This window comes from Petrotoga sp. 9PWA.NaAc.5.4, from assembly GCF_002895485.1.
Lineage (GTDB): Bacteria > Thermotogota > Thermotogae > Petrotogales > Petrotogaceae > AZRK01.
This window is the reverse complement of the sequence record NZ_AZRK01000031.1, coordinates 1-15612: the sequence shown is the minus strand read 5'-3', so window position 1 is coordinate 15612 and position 15612 is coordinate 1. Positions and strand designations below refer to the sequence as shown.

Sequence of the window (15612 nt, the reverse complement as noted above, 5' to 3'; positions counted from 1 at the left end):
CAAGCTATTTTAGACAGACTTTTACACCATTCACATGTGATTTCAATAAAAGGAGAATCTTACAGATTAAAAGAAAAGCTGGATTTGTTTTCAAACGTTTCTAATTCTTAATTCTATTTTTTGTACATTATTATTTTCCATTTTTTGTACACTATGGTATTGACTTTTACACCACATTAAAAACCTCAATCAAGGTAAGTCAGGCCGAAGCCTGTAGGTGCACATCGCCAATGTTATAGCAGGTTTAATGGTAACAGCACTTCTCCTACTCCTCAGAGATATTTAACCATTACCCTCAGAGCATGGGACTTGTGGAGCATCCCACGGTGACTATATATTCTGCTATAACTAATCATTAGCAAAAGCTAATGACATAGGCTAATCAACCGAGCTTGCATTTCTACAAGACCCCGCCTCTATAGGCGGTGGGTGGTTGACCTTATTTAATCTATAATGCAAAAAAGGTTAGAATATAATTAATTAACACAACAATAATTAAAGCAGGAAGAAAATTACCAACTTTTATATCTTTTATTTCCAATAATCTTATTCCAATGGCTATTACCATTGCTCCGCCAACAGCTGTGAAATCGTTAAGATAATAAGGATTAGAAAGAAAAGATAACAGGCCAGCTAAACTAACAATAGCTCCTTGAACTAGAAAAACACTAACTGCTGAAAAAATCACTCCCACGCTGTAAACAGAAGCTAAAACAATGGAAGAGATACCATCTAAAACCGATTTTAAAAAAATTACAGAATTGTCTCCTGTTAATCCAGCATTTAAACACCCTATAATTGTCATAGGACCAATGACAAACAGAACGGTTGCTGTTATAAATCCTTTCACAAAAGGAGTTTCTCCTTCGGATCTTTCTACTATATTTGCTAATTTTCCAAGACCGTTTTCTATTTTTAGTAGTTCTCCAACCACACTGCCTAAGGCTAAGGAAACTAAAACTACTATTAAATTATTTGCTTCCAATCCCATTCCTATACCTATCAAAAGTGTCGTTAGTCCAACACTATGAAATAAAATAATTCTAAAATTTTCTGGTAATTTGTTTCCTATAATGGTACCTAAACTTCCTCCAACTAAAACAGCAAGAGTGTTTACTATAACAGCAATGTTGAACATATACCGAATTTCATCCCCTTTTTGAGAAAGTTATTTTGAAAATTTTTTTATTACAAATTATATCAAAAAGTTATAAAAATAAAGAAATTTTAAGATTTTTTAATTTAATCGTTAATAAACATTTCTAATTTGCCTTATTTAGAAATATTTGGCTAAAATTAGATTAGTGGAAAGGCTTTCATTTATTATATAATTTCTGTAAGAAAACATTTCCACTCTTATTAATAGATATTTTTATAAATTTAGATATTTAATTTTGTGAGAAATTCTATGTAAAATGTATTTTGTTGAGGGACTTTATAAATGATAATTTTCAAAAAATAAGTATTTGAATTTGTAGTGGGTCCAGGAAGGAGAGAAAAGTTTTGAAAAGTAAGATAAAGTTCTCTTTGTATGTAACTATATTTTTAATAACCGTTATGATTTTTACCGGGTGTCTCGGAAATTCTTTAATAACCGATCAGCATCAGATTAAGGACTATATAACTCCTAGTAATATTTTAAATAATGAAACTATTATGCAAGCATTCTATTGGGAAATGGGAACGGGAGAGTATTTAAAAAATTATTCAGAGGAAAAAAACCTTTGGCTGCTTTTAGAAGAAAGAGCTTTGGAATTATCTGAAATCGGTATTACAGCGTTATGGTTACCACCTGCAAATAAAGCTATGCATGGAATTTTTGATGTTGGATATGCTACTTATGATTTATGGGATTTAGGGGAGTTCGACCAAAAAGGCACTGTTAGAACAAAGTATGGAACGAAAAAAGAATTAGAAAGTGCTATTGAGGTTCTTCATGGAAACGGTATCAAAGTTTACTATGACGCTGTGCTAAATCATAGAATGGGAGCGGACTCTACAGAAACAGTTAGATTAAGTCCATATAGTCCTAACAAAACTAATAATGAAGAAATTTCAGCTTGGACAAAGTTTAATTTTCCAGGAAGAAATAATAAATATAGTGACTTTCAATGGAACTGGCGACATTTTGATGGAACTGATTGGGACCAAAAAAGTCAATCGAGAGGTATATTTTTATTTGAGAATAAAAGTTGGGATGAAACACCATATGGATACGATTATTTGATGGGAGCAGATGTAGACTACGAAAATCCTGAAGTACAAGAAGACATAACTAATTGGGGAAATTGGATAATAAACGAGATAGGATTTGACGGATTTCGCTTAGACGCTGTAAAACACATAGATTACAGATTTATTAATCAGTTTATAACTGATGTTCAAAAAAGTTCTAACAAAGATGTATTTTTTGTTGGTGAAGCGTGGATTGAAAATGTAGATGATTTAGTTAGATATCTTAACACTGTAAACAACGAAGATTTAAAAGTATTCGATTTTCCTTTAAGAAGTGCTTTCGAAGATATGATTAATGGCACAGATATGAGAACTCTTCAATATACAGGATTAGTAAACAGAGAAGGTTATAAAAATCGAGCTGTCACTTTTGTTGATAATCACGATACAAATAGAGATGGCGAAAATCCAGGTATATACAGAAGAAAGTATCAAGCATATGCATATATATTAACAAGAGAACATGGGATACCTGTTGTTTATTGGAAAGATTATTATATTTATGGAATGAAAGAAGAGTTGGATAAATTATTGTTAGCAAGAAAATACTACGCTTACGGTCCTGGTTATGAAGTAGATAATAACGATGAAGATGTATATTCTTATGTAAGAGCTGGATTACCTGACGTTGAAGGTGATGGTTTGGTTCTAATGATCTCTGATGGTGAGTCAGGAGAAATAATTTCTAAAAGAATCAACTCAAGGCAACCTAACACAACTTTCTATGATTATACGGGACACGTACAAGGAAATATAATTACTGATGAAAGGGGGTATGGAAATTTTAAAGTAAGAAAAAGTGAAAACGAGGGTTGGTCTGTTTGGGTACCTGTAATTGAGAAGTAAGTGATATGAACATAGAAAAATGTATTTTACTGTAAAGGGGGTATGTGTTTTGAGGAAAAGTCTTTTTTATATGGTAGCTTTGCTTTCAATAGTTTTTGCTTTAACAGGGTGTCTGCCTAAGACCGTAGGACAAGAACCACCTGTCCCAGTTGTATCAATCAAGGCATATTTACCAGGAAATACACCAGATAATGCAACAATATATATAGTAGGTAATTATTGTGGATGGGGTTTTGATAATGCAGCTACTTCAACGGTAAAAACCGAAGATGGACAAAAATATGCAGAGTTCGAATTACAGGTAACTGAGTTCCCGCTTAAATACAAATACACAATAGGTCCTTCTTGGAATTATGTAGAAAAAGATGCCGAAGGTAATGAAATTGGCGACAGAGTAATTGAATCTGCTCCAGAAGGGGTAGTTATAGACACAGTAGCAAAGTGGGCAGCAATTCCAACGCCACCAAGTGAAGAACCTACAATAGTTAATATTAAAGCATATTTGCCAGATGAAACACCAGATGATGCAACAATATATATAGTAGGTAATTATTGTGGATGGGGTTTTGATAATGCAGCTACTTCAACGGTAAAAACCGAAGATGGACAAAAATATGCAGAGTTCGAATTACAGGTAACTGAGTTCCCGCTTAAATATAAATACACAATAGGTCCTTCTTGGAATTATGTAGAAAAAGATGCCGAAGGTAATGAAATTGGCGACAGAGTAATTGAATCTGCTCCAGAAGGGGTGGTTATAGACACAGTAGCAAAGTGGGCAGCAATTCCAACGCCACCAAGTGAAGAACCTACAATAGTTAATATTAAAGCATATTTGCCAGATGAAACACCAGATGATGCAACAATATATATAGTAGGTAATTATTGTGGATGGGGTTTTGATAATGCAGCTACTTCAACGGTAAAAACCGAAGATGGACAAAAATATGCAGAGTTTGAATTACAGATAACTGAGTTCCCGTTTGAATACAAATACACAGTAGGTCCTGATTGGAAATATGAAGAAGTCAAAGCAGATGGAAGTCGCGTAGATAACAGAAAAATAGACTCTGCTCCTGAAAGTTTAGTAGAAGATACTGTAGAAAAATGGAAGGAGATACCTGAATCCCAAGAACCTACGGAACCACCAAGTGAAGAAGGAATTATAATAGATGGAGATTTTTCAGACTGGGAAAGTTATGAAGGAACAAAAAAGATTGAAATTGATTCAGATGATGATAGCAAATGGGGAGCAACTAATGATGTAAAATGGTTAGGAGTGGCAGTTGATGAAGAATTTCTATATATAGGTGCACAGTATAAAGCAAGTGGTAACGGATTTATTGTTTATATTTCTAAAGAAAATGACGATACTGGCGCAACTGATATGAATTTTGGTGGTTGGCCAAGAGCAATAACATTTAATAAAAAAGTTCAGTATTTCGTTGCTACTTGGGAGTATCAAGACCCTCAATTATGGCAAGTTGTAGATGCACAAACAAAGACAGACAAAAGTAGTTCAATTTCGGATAAATATGTAAAGCAAAATGAAGGATACGAAATAAAAATACCTCTTTCAGAACTTGGATTAGAAATTGGAGATAAGATATACTTTGTTGGATGTATAGTTGGTGGAGACGGAGCTTCAAGTCCCGATACAATTCCAGATAATGATTACCCTGAAAATTGGGATTGGAATGTCCCAATTAATATAACAACCATGGCCGAGTTTGTAATACCTTAATTCGAGACAATTTTTATGTTATATATTTGCCATGAAATTTTTAGGAAGAAAGTTAGAGACTTTAGAAATAAGAATTTTATAAAAATAAGATTTTGAATTTATAATAGGTCCAGGGCGAAGCCCTCCCACCTATCTTTGGCTAAACGTAGCAAAGAAGCTAAAAAATTCACAGTTAGTAAGAATTAGAGTTATAGAGGTATTTTATAAAAAATTCAACTATAAAATATACATAAAAACGTTTTTTATAATTTTTAAAGTAAGTAGAAAGAAATTTAAACGGAGGTGAGTTTTTTGAGAAAAAAGTATTTATACGTCCTACTTGGTTTTTCTCTTTTGTTTGTTTTGTCAGGATGTATGATGAATTTATTGGACATTACTCTTAGTCCCGGTATTTATTTAGGATACTCAAAAAATAAAAATGTGCCAGATTTAGAAGATCAATTAACCTATGATGAAAGTTTAGGTTTATACAAAATTACTATAAACGCATCAGATCTCACTTATTCAGAGATAGATGAAGATGGTGTTAAATATCATTTCAGCTATTATAAAATTTTTCACGTAAAAGATGATGGAAATGTTGTGAGTTCCTCTATTCCAATCTGGAAGGATATAGTCGATGCTAATAATATTCAAACAATAACCATTTATGCTGACACTAATAAAATGAAAGATGGTAAAGCAATCGGGGTTGGAGATGATACAAAACTTTTGCAAGATTGGTACTTTGCAGGGGATTGGGGAGAAAAAACATGGGATGACAACGCTGTTAAATTTCAAAATGAAGATGACGTACTAGTAGCAAAAATACAAAAAAATTTTAGTGTAGGAGATAAAATAGAATATAAGATAAAACCAAGTGGGAATTGGCGTCCATGGAGCATGATTTTCAACGCAGAAATATATTCAAGAGAGGCTTCTAATGCTGTATACACGCTAAAAAGCGATACGGATGAACTAACAGTTTATTTTGATCCTAAAATCAGTTATGTTTGGTTTGTAGAAAGCGAGGTGAATTAAGTGAAAGCTAAGAAATTACTTCTGTTATCCCTAATTGTATTTTCTGTAACGCTTTTCTTTGGATCAGTTGATCTTGGTGGAAGTGTGGAATTTAATTTAAACTTTGAATTTCCTGAAGAAGAAGACTCAAATTTTTACAGTAATTTCAACAAAGCAGATCTTTATTTTAAATTTTTTGGTGAAGGATTAAGAGGTGAGTTCAATTTAAATAAAGATTCAGATGATAAGCTTTGGGTTTCTTCCTCTGAATTCACTTTTAACCTAAACAATGTCGATTTAACTACGTATTGGAACAGGAAAAGTGTCTCAACAGACGATTGGCTAAAAATTGTCAATAACGAAAAAGTAGGTGCTATTGATGGAGTTAAAGTTTATTCTGATTTAGATAATTTTGGTAAGTTAAATTTTTACGCAGTTGATCGAAATGATCATTTATTCAATTTAATGCATTATAGGTTTCCAGATTTAGCGGGTTTAAATGGAAGTATTATATATTTGAAAGATTATAAAGATATGAACACAAGAAAGTATAATCAGTTAATGGGATTTGACTTTGATATAGGTACATTTGAAACTTTTAAACCTTATGGGGAAGTAGTTCTTTCTTTTGATCAAGATATTTACACCGCTTCTTATGATATAAAAGATAATTACTTGTTGTTTGGTGGAGTTAGGGGTAAGGTAGGAGATTTCTCCTATAATTTCAATACAACGTATATCGCTGATGATTTCAACAAAGATTATTCACCAGACAGTTTAGCAGAAAATATCTTTTTAGAGACCGCATACAAAAACGTTCGACTTACTAATAAATTAGAGCTTGACTTTGGTGAGGATAACTACATTGATAGGTTAAGAACTAATTTGTACATAAATAATTTTGAGTTATATGTTTCACCAGACTTTAATGGATCGTTTTCAGACTTTAATCTAGATACTTCTGAAATGTCAATAACCTATAGTCAAGACCTTTCTATTCCTTTTTTTACTTGGTATAAAATTTCATTGTATAAACAAGGACCAGAAGATGACTGGACAGATATAAGACATTATAAGCCGTTTAGAATATACCTGGAGAGTAATTATAAAGCACTTGGTTTTTCAGGTAATATGAAATATATTTTTGGTAATCCACTTTCGGATGAATTTTTCCAGTCTTTTGGTGAACTTTACTACATAGATATTTCAAGAAACTTTAATCAATTTTCAGTTATGGGAAAATTTCAATACATTCAAGGTATTGTTGAGAAACGTTTTACTGCATATACAGAAGTTGGCTATAACCTTCCGAATGGAAACATAAAGTTTTATGTCGGTGATGGTGATTTTGAAAATTCGCTTCAATTCAAAAGGCAAGTTGGTATAACTACAACTTTTTATTTCTAATTTCAAAATAATAGATAAATTTTGGAGGTGGCAAGATGAAAAAAATTATTTCTGTTATATTATTTTCTCTTATAATCGTATTTACTTTTTCGAAGGTTTATGTTGAGGATGGAATGGTAGTCTTCGAATATGAAGATAGAACAGCAAATAGCGTCTTTGTAGCTGGTACTTTTAATAACTGGAGCACAAGTGCTTGGGGAATGGATTATAGAGACGGGGTTTGGATATATGTAACTAATTTACAACCTGGCGTTTATGAATACAAATACGTTGTAAATGGAACAGATTGGTACGAAGATCCAGAATCTCCAGACTACGTTCCTGATCCATATGGGGGAAGAAACTCAAAATTTGAATTAGTTTTAGAAGACGGAGAACTAAAAATTGTTGGTGGAGAAGCCCAAGAGGGAAAAGCTTCTATAATTTCAGGAAAATATGAGTTTGGTCTAAAAACTAAACTAGAAGAAGAGACAGGTTTTTTTGCAAATCCTGAGGTAAAAAATGAGGTTGTTTTGAGCATAAATCCAAATGTACAAAATGCAGATTTGGAATTAAAAATCGGGGCTTCATCACTAAATGATAGTTTTCAATTTAAAGTATATGGAATGAAAGCTTTATGGATGCAAGAACATCTTTCTTTAGGTGCATTTTATAAAACAGCGATAAATCCTAATTATAACTTTGATTATGAAAATCCTGAAACAGAGCTTCCTGGCTTTGGATTTATACTTAATTATTCTGATTTCTATGTAGGCGCTGACCTACTACTAACTCAAGAAAATAAAGTTAAATTTTTGACGTTTGCGGACGGCAGTTTTTACGATTTTAGGGTTGGTTTGTTGTTTGACACTGTAGAGGCAACATCATTAGTAATTAGAGGAGAGGCTTACAACTTCTTTACAGAATTAAATTTAGAAGATTGGGAATTTAACAGTGTTTTAATAGGTTATGAAAAAGCAGACAGCTTTGGCGCGAGTTTTCTATATGCCGCTTTGGATGAATATTTAACTGTAAAAGGTTTTGGCGTTTACAACGATTTTGATTTGGATGGTGCTATTTATTATGAAACAACAGGAGAAAATTTCTATGCCTTCCAGATAGGTGGAGGTTATACATTATTAGAAAGCTATAGAATTGGCGGAGGCCTTTACTTTAATGGCGATGGTAAGTCCGGTTTTAATTTGAACTTTAAACTAGAAAACGAAGATTTTCCGGTTAAGGTAAAAGTTGGTTTTGGTAACAACATTAAAGTTGATGCAAAACCTTTCAATCCCGATGATAAATACTTTACATTATCTGTTGCGGCAGAATTTTAATTGTTAGTTTTGTTGAAGTAATCCCCTTTTACTTTGTGTTATAGATTTAAAAATTGAGAGGCTTTTTAATTTAAGCCTCTCATTTTTTACAACTTTTTTCTATTTATATGAAAAAAAGTAAATCTTCTTTGCCTCTACCCCGGCAGCAGGATATTTTTCTTTTGCCATCTCTTTGTTAGTGATTATCGCATCTATAACATTTTTTTTATCGTTATACGAACTTAAAAATAATATGTTTTTTGCGTTATTAAGGACTTTGTAGGTAACTGTTATTCTTGGAACATATGGGTCTCCTGATGGGGAAACAGGTACTACTAATCGCTTGTTTTCAGTTAGTAAATTGCTGTTTGGAAACAAAGACGCAGTATGACCGTCTTTTCCTACTCCGAGCAAGATAAGATCAAAAGCAGGTTCTCTACCTTGAAAAAAATTGATAATTTCCTTCTCGTATTCTTCTGCTGCTTTTTCAAGTGGTAGTTCAGTTTTTATTCGATAAATATTGTTTTGAGGTATATTTACCCTTGAAAGTAGCAATTTATACGCCCATTTATAATTATTATCATCACTTTCTTTGTCCACGTATCTTTCATCTGCCCAAAAGATAAAAACTTTTTCCCAATTGATTTTATCTTTGTAATCTAAAGTTAATTTTTTAAACAAAGGCTTTGGAGTATTACCCCCAGATATCATGAAGGAAAATTGATTATTTTTGTCTATGCTCTTTTTGTATGTTTTATATATAAAATTTGAGCTTTCTTCTAAAAATTCTTCTGAATTTTCAAATATTTTAAAATACATTTACAAATTCTCCCTCTACATCAAGGTTTCTCCACTCTCTGTTATCTTTTAATAAAAGCTCATTGGCTTCTTTTGGGCCCCACGTACCTGCTTCATAGAATAATAAGTTTTTATCTTGGTCTTCTTCCCATTTTTCTAAAATAGGAGTTAAAAGTTTCCAGGAAAGTTCCATTGCATCGCTTCTTACAAATAAAGTTTGATCTCCTACCATTGCATCCAAAAGTAATCTTTCATATGCATCCGGCCCTTTGAATTTAAAAAATTCATTGTAATTGAAATCCATGCTTAAAGTATTTAAACATAATTTGGATCCAGGTTGTTTTGCTTGAATTTTCAAGGAAAATCCTTCATCGGGTTGAATGTTTAGTATAAGGACATTCTGTTCCAAATATATATTGTTCTTAGCAAAAATAGAGTGTGGAACTTCTTTAAAGATAATAGCTATCTCTGATATTTTTCTCTTCAATCTTTTACCACTTCTCAGATAAAACGGTACCCCACTCCATCTCCAACTATCTAATAAAAATTTAGCAGCCACATATGTTTCAACATTAGAATTAGGATTCACATTTGGTTCTTGTCTATAATCTGGAACATTAAAACCATTTATTTTACCTTTTTTATATTGAGCTCTAATAAAGAATTCGTCTATGTAATCTTTTTCAAAAGGTCTAATAGTTTTTAAAAGTTTGGTTTTTTCGTCTCTAACACTTGAATCTTCTAACGAAGCTGGTGGTTCCATTGCCACTAACGTTAAAAGTTGTAGCATATGGTTTTGAAACATGTCTCTAAGTAATCCAGCTTGTTCAAAGTATCCTGCTCTGTGTTCGACTCCTAAGGTTTCTGCAACTGTTATTTGTACATTATCTATGTACTTATAATTCCAAATCGGTTCAAAAACAATATTTGCAAATCTGAGCATCATTATATTTTGAACAGTTTCTTTACCGAGATAATGGTCTATTCTGTAAATTTGTGATTCTTTCAAAGATTTATGGAGTTCTTCATCTAATTCATTGGAGGATTTTAAATCCCTTCCAAAAGGTTTTTCTATTATGATTCTTGAATAACTATTGTTTTTTTCTTTAATGAGTTCAAAGTTGCTAAGTTTTCTAATTATTTCTAAATAAATATTGGGAGGAGTTGCTAAGTAAAAAAGATGGTTTTGCTGTGTTTTAAATATTTCATCTAAGTACCTTAGTCTATTTTTCAAATAACTATATAGTGAATCATCATTGTAATTACCAGAAATAAAAAAAATTTTTTCTATAAACTTAGATATTAGGTAAAGATCTTCTTTCTCTTCTGATAGTTTATTTTTTATCTCTAATCTATATTCTTCATCAGTATATTGAGTTCTTGCAACACCAAGCAGATAAAATTCTTGGGGTAGAAGATTTTTTTTGAAAAGAGTGAAAATAGAAGGGATCAATTTTCTAAAGGTTAAATCTCCTGATGCTCCGAAAATAATTATTGAAGATGGACCAGGTTTTATTTCTTCACAAAGTTGTACCCTTGATATTCTTGTTTTAGCTTGTTGTTCCATAATTTTTTCACCTCTATTTTTCTTACAACATTTATAAATACTTTTATAAAAAAATGGAAGCAGGAAAAAACTTCCCCTTCCATTTATTATAACACGACAAAAAAGATTGTAATTTAATATTCTATGAATTTATTTCTTTAGCCATAGCTTTAGCTAATTCATCTAATTTTTTGAAATCTTCTATTTTTGCTGATAATCTTGCTTCAACAGGTTGATAGACAAGAGGCCATTTCATTTGTTCATTATACTTTACAAGAGTGGAAACTCCTCCTCCACTCCAACCGTAGGTTCCAAATATACCTAAAACATGATTTTTGATATTGTTATGAGCTAACCATTGAACCAAAGATTCCATATATGGGAACAATCCTTGATTATATGTGCAGCTTCCTAATATCAGTCCTTTGTACCTCCAAATCTCATTTATTATATGAGAGATGTGTGTTTTAGATACATCCATTACTTTTATTTCTTTTATTCCTTCTTCTGCTAATTTTCTTGCTATGTAATCTGCCATTTCTTCGGTATTTCCATACATAGAACCATAAGCGATGACAACACCTTTTTCAGTTTCATATTTGCTCCATTTGTCATATAAAGTGATTATTCTGTTTGGATCTTTTCTCCACACTGGGCCATGTGTAGAGGATATAATTTTTATTTCTATATTGGCGTCTCTTAATTTGTTTAAAGCTTTTTGTACCATTGGACAGTATTTTGCGATTATATTAGAAAAATATCTTCTTATTTCATCTTCAAAAAAATCTATTTTAACTTCGTCATCAAATATTCCGCCATCTAAAGTGCCGAATCCTCCAAATGCATCACCAGCAAATAATATTTTATCAGTTTGATCGTAAGTCATCATGGTTTCGGGCCAATGTACCATAGGGGTAAGATAAAACTTTAACTTATGTTGACCTAAATCTAAAACGTCTTCATCTTTAATTTCTTGAAAATTATCGTGAATCTTATATAAGTTCTCTAAGAATTGAAAAGTTGTTTTATTTCCAATAATTTTAATGTTAGGAAATTCATGTAAAAGTTCTGGTATAGAGCCTGAATGATCAGGTTCCATATGGTTAATTATTAAATAATCAAGTGATTTTCCATTTAAAAGAGATCTTATTTTGTTAAAAAATTCACTCATTTTAGTTTCTTTAACTGTATCTATCAAAGCAGTTTTTTCGTCTAAAATTAGATAAGAATTATAACTTACACCTTTTTCAAGTGGCCATAAACTTTCGAAAAGATAGGTATCTCGATCATTAACCCCAACATAATAAACTTTATCACTAATTTTTATGGTGCCATTCATGGAAATTCATCCTCCTTTTTTGTTATCTCAAAAAGCCAAATATATTATACCATAAAGGAAATAATAACTTTTGAATGCGTTTTATAAAAATATAAGTTTTAACATAGTAGTTATAAAAAATTATCAAAAATAATATAGAATTTGGAAGAATCTTGATTGTAAAGATTAAAAGTTTATATCCTTATCGAGAGTGGTGGAGGGACTGGCCCTGTGAAACCACGGCAACCTGTATAATATTCTATTATACAACGGTGCCAAATCCTGCAGAAGTTCTGGGAGATAAGGAGAGGATTAAAAGAAATTAAAACCTCTTCCGCTCTGCTGGAAGAGGTTTTTAAATACTTAGATGCTTCATAAATGGGAATGTTTTGAATTTAAAATGGGTTCATGGCACAGCCCTCTCTGTTTGGTTAAGCTTAGCAAAGAAGTAAAAAATTTGTAGTTAGGCAGAAACTTTGGAAATGAGAAATTTTATAAAAACGAGGTTTTGAATTTAAAATGAGTTCAGGGCACAGCCCTCTCCTGTTTCGTTAAGCTTAGCAAAGAAGTAAAAAATTTGTAGTTAGGCAGAAACTTTGGAAATGAGAAATTTTATAAAAACGAGGTTTTGAATTTAAAATGGGTCCAGGGCACAGCCCTCTCTTGTTTCGTTAAGCTTAGCAAAGAAGTAAAAAATTTGTAGTTAGGCAGAAACTTTGGAAATGAGAAATTTTATAAAAACGAGGTTTTGAATTTTAAAACGGGTTCAGGGCGGAGCCCCCACTCTCTTTCATTATACGTAGTGAAAAAGTTAAAGAAAGTCATAGTTAGTAAGTATTAGAATTATGGAGGTATTTTTGAAAAAAACTTAAAACTAAAAGATTGGTAAAACTTAAGTTTTAGAATTTCTAAAGTAGGTATTAAATATTTAAAGGGAGGGATTTAGTATGAAAAAAAGTAAAGTTTGGTTAAGCATTTTTGCTGTATTTGTTTTTATTTCGTTTTTAGCCATTGAAGGTTTTTCAGCTTTTGGATTTGGAGGCAAGAGTTTTAAAGTTGGTGCAACTCCAGTACCTCACGCAGAAATATTAGAGTTTATAAAAGAAGATTTTAAAGAAAAAACCGGGGTAGATTTGGAAATCGTTGTTTTCACTGATTATGTACAACCTAATCTCGCTTTAGAAGATGGATCTATAGATGCAAATTATTTTCAACATGAACCATATTTAGAAACTTTTTGTAAAGAAAGAAATATAAATGATCTTGTATCAGTTGCAAAGATTCATGTCGAACCAATGGGTTTTTATCTGAAAAAAGATTTAAAAGATCTAAAAAAAGGTGATTTAATAATATTGCCTAATGATGTTACAAATGAAGGAAGAGCACTTTTGTTACTTCAAGAAAATGGGGTTATAAAGCTTAAAGATAGAAAAGATCCTTTGGTTGCAACAGTTAAAGACATTGTCGAAAATCCATATGGGTTAACTTTTAAAGAATTAGAGGCTCCTTATTTGCCAAGAACGTATAAGACCGATAAAAATGTTGTAGGTGCTGTAATCAATACAAATTATGCTATTGAAGCAGGGCTTAATCCTTTAAAAGATGCTGTGTTTTTTGAAGGGGCAGAGTCTCCCTATGCTAATATAATTGCGGTAAAGAAAGATAGAGTTGATGATGATTTAGTAAAGGCACTTGTAGAAATATTAACTACCGAAAAAGTGAAAAATTTTATACTTGAAAAATATAACGGAGCTGTAGTCCCGGTTTTTTAAAGGAGAATTTAAATTGTTAGAAATAAAGAATCTCAACCTTATTTATGATGAAAATAATCATGTTTTAAAAAATATAAATTTTAAAGTTGAGGAAGGAGAAATTGTTGGAATAATAGGTCTTTCTGGAGCAGGTAAAACATCTCTTTTAAGAACACTTAACTTGCTCCAGCTTCCTTCTTCAGGAAAAATTTTCTTAAATTCAATAGATATTACTCAGTTAAATAAAAAAGATTTAAGGGAGATTAGAAAGAAAATAAGCATAGTTTTTCAACATTTTAACTTGCTAAGTTCTCGAAACGTCTTTCAAAATATTGCTTTGCCTCTTGAGATAGAAAATGTTAAAAAAGAAGAGATAGAAAATAAAGTTAATAGAATGATAGAACAACTGAACCTTTCTTCACGAAAATATGCTTATCCTTCACAACTTTCTGGTGGAGAGAAGCAGAGAACGGCAATTGCAAGAGCTTTGATAAGTAATCCCGATATTATTTTATTTGATGAACCTACTTCTTCTTTGGATCCAAGTACTACTCAAAAGATTTTAAATTTAATTTTAGAAATTAATAAGAATATGAAAAAATCTATTTTGATAGTTACCCATGAAATGGATGTTATAAAAAAGATATGTGATAAAGTTGTGTACTTAAAAAATGGATATGTAGATTATTTTGGTTCTGTCCATACTTTTTTTATTGAAAAAGAAGACGAACTTAATAAAGAATTCTATCAAGAAATAAACATAGATTGGCAAAAAGTGAAAGAAGTTGTTAAAGGAGAAAACGACAGACTTATAAAAATTGTATTTTGGGGAGAAAAAACTCACGAACCTGTTCTATACACAGTAGCTACAAAATACAATGTTGTTGTTAATGTTCTATATGGTAAGATAGAGCATCTTAAAGACAATCCATATGGAACGTTGATTGTAGAAGTTATTGGAGATAAGAATCAAATGGAAGAATTTTTACAGGAAATTTCGGATAATGTTTATAAAGTAGAGGTGCTTAAATAAATGTTGCAAGATTTGATCACCGCAACTCTGGAAACATTGTATATGACATTTGTTTCTGGTATTATTGCGGTTTTACTTGGAATTCCTTTAGGTGTGGCTTTATACATGCTTTCTAAAAGTAATAAAAATAGTTCAAAAATGTTGTACTCTGTTTTAGATTGGATTGTGAACATATTCAGGTCTATACCTTTTATAATACTTATAATTCTAATAATACCTTTAACAAGATTGCTGACCGGTACTATCATTGGTTCAACCGCAGCTATTGTGCCTTTAAGTATAGCAGCAATTCCTTTTATGGCAAGGTTGGCAGAAAATTCTTTTAACAATTTGTCTGATGGTTTATGGGATACCTCCGTATCAATGGGTATGACAAACAGTCAATTCATATTTAAAGTATTATTACCTGAAACGTCACCAGAGATGATTTCAAATATAACACTTTTGATTATTAACTTGATAACCTATACAGCGATAGCAGGTGCTGTAGGAGCTGGTGGCCTTGGTGCAATGGCTATAAACTATGGATACCAAAGATTCAGAATGGATGTTTTAATCTATGATGTGATTATATTGATACTTTTAACCCAAGTTATACAGTTTGCTGGGACAAAAATTTCTAATTCTCTTCGAAAATAAA

13 protein-coding genes and 1 riboswitch are annotated in these 15612 nt (G+C 31.5%); of the genes, 9 read left to right on the top strand and 4 right to left on the bottom strand.

Annotated features, from left to right (window positions below; all coding sequences use genetic code 11):
• Positions 1–111 (top strand): ATP-binding protein (locus tag X924_RS10245; protein ID WP_233186619.1); only part of this gene is annotated, 111 nt, incomplete at its 5' end.
• A gap of 337 nt (positions 112–448) precedes the next feature.
• Here X924_RS10245 and X924_RS07995 read toward each other — a convergent pair.
• Complete coding sequence (locus X924_RS07995; protein ID WP_121958400.1) at positions 449–1138, bottom strand: DUF554 domain-containing protein; 690 nt, start codon at positions 1136–1138, stop codon at positions 449–451.
• Positions 1139–1503: 365 nt separating this feature from the next.
• Between X924_RS07995 and X924_RS07990 the strand changes: the two genes are divergently transcribed.
• The 5 genes from X924_RS07990 to X924_RS07970 all read left to right on the top strand — a co-directional run bounded on the left by X924_RS07990 (position 1504) and on the right by X924_RS07970 (position 8547).
• Complete coding sequence (locus X924_RS07990) at positions 1504–3081, top strand: alpha-amylase (RefSeq protein WP_233186618.1); 1578 nt, start codon at positions 1504–1506, stop codon at positions 3079–3081.
• A gap of 49 nt (positions 3082–3130) precedes the next feature.
• The gene (locus X924_RS07985; RefSeq protein WP_121958399.1) at positions 3131–4825 is read left to right on the top strand and encodes a hypothetical protein; all 1695 of its coding nucleotides are present in this window, start codon (positions 3131–3133) and stop codon (positions 4823–4825) included.
• Positions 4826–5116: 291 nt separating this feature from the next.
• Positions 5117–5845 carry a hypothetical protein gene (locus tag X924_RS07980; RefSeq protein ID WP_121958398.1) on the top strand — a complete coding sequence of 243 codons (729 nt, stop codon included), beginning with the start codon at positions 5117–5119 and terminating at the stop codon, positions 5843–5845.
• A complete protein-coding gene (locus X924_RS07975; protein ID WP_121958397.1) occupies positions 5846–7231 on the top strand; it encodes a hypothetical protein in 1386 nt (461 codons plus the stop codon).
• A 35-nt stretch (positions 7232–7266) separates the two neighbouring features.
• Positions 7267–8547: a glycogen-binding domain-containing protein gene (locus tag X924_RS07970; protein ID WP_121958396.1), complete on the top strand. Its 1281-nt coding sequence runs from the start codon at positions 7267–7269 to the stop codon at positions 8545–8547.
• A 99-nt stretch (positions 8548–8646) separates the two neighbouring features.
• On the opposite strand, the gene pgl is transcribed toward X924_RS07970, so the two are convergent.
• The 3 genes from pgl to X924_RS07955 form a co-directional block, all read right to left on the bottom strand.
• Positions 8647–9345: a 6-phosphogluconolactonase gene (gene pgl / locus X924_RS07965; RefSeq protein ID WP_121958395.1), complete on the bottom strand. Its 699-nt coding sequence runs from the start codon at positions 9343–9345 to the stop codon at positions 8647–8649.
• The gene (gene zwf / locus X924_RS07960; RefSeq protein ID WP_121958394.1) at positions 9335–10891 is read right to left on the bottom strand and encodes a glucose-6-phosphate dehydrogenase; all 1557 of its coding nucleotides are present in this window, start codon (positions 10889–10891) and stop codon (positions 9335–9337) included. The genes pgl and zwf overlap by 11 nt, the downstream gene beginning before the upstream one ends.
• Before the next feature lie 121 nt (positions 10892–11012).
• Entirely contained in the window at positions 11013–12209 is a 1197-nt protein-coding gene (locus tag X924_RS07955; RefSeq protein WP_121958393.1) for an FprA family A-type flavoprotein, read from the bottom strand.
• A gap of 178 nt (positions 12210–12387) precedes the next feature.
• Positions 12388–12495, top strand: a riboswitch (SAM riboswitch).
• 640 nt (positions 12496–13135) lie between these two features.
• On the opposite strand from X924_RS07955, the gene X924_RS07950 reads away from it, so the two are divergent.
• Genes X924_RS07950 through X924_RS07940 form a run of 3 tightly spaced genes read left to right on the top strand, consistent with a single transcriptional unit; the run spans position 13136 to position 15611 of the window.
• Positions 13136–13960, top strand: coding sequence for a MetQ/NlpA family ABC transporter substrate-binding protein (locus tag X924_RS07950; RefSeq protein ID WP_121958392.1), 825 nt, complete (start codon positions 13136–13138; stop codon positions 13958–13960).
• Positions 13961–13973: 13 nt separating this feature from the next.
• Positions 13974–14972 (top strand): methionine ABC transporter ATP-binding protein, encoded by a 999-nt coding sequence (locus X924_RS07945; RefSeq protein ID WP_121958391.1) that lies wholly within the window; start codon positions 13974–13976, stop codon positions 14970–14972.
• On the top strand, positions 14973–15611 hold the full coding sequence (locus X924_RS07940) for a methionine ABC transporter permease (RefSeq protein ID WP_121958390.1): 639 nt from the start codon (positions 14973–14975) through the stop codon (positions 15609–15611).
• Position 15612: the final 1 nt, after the last annotated feature.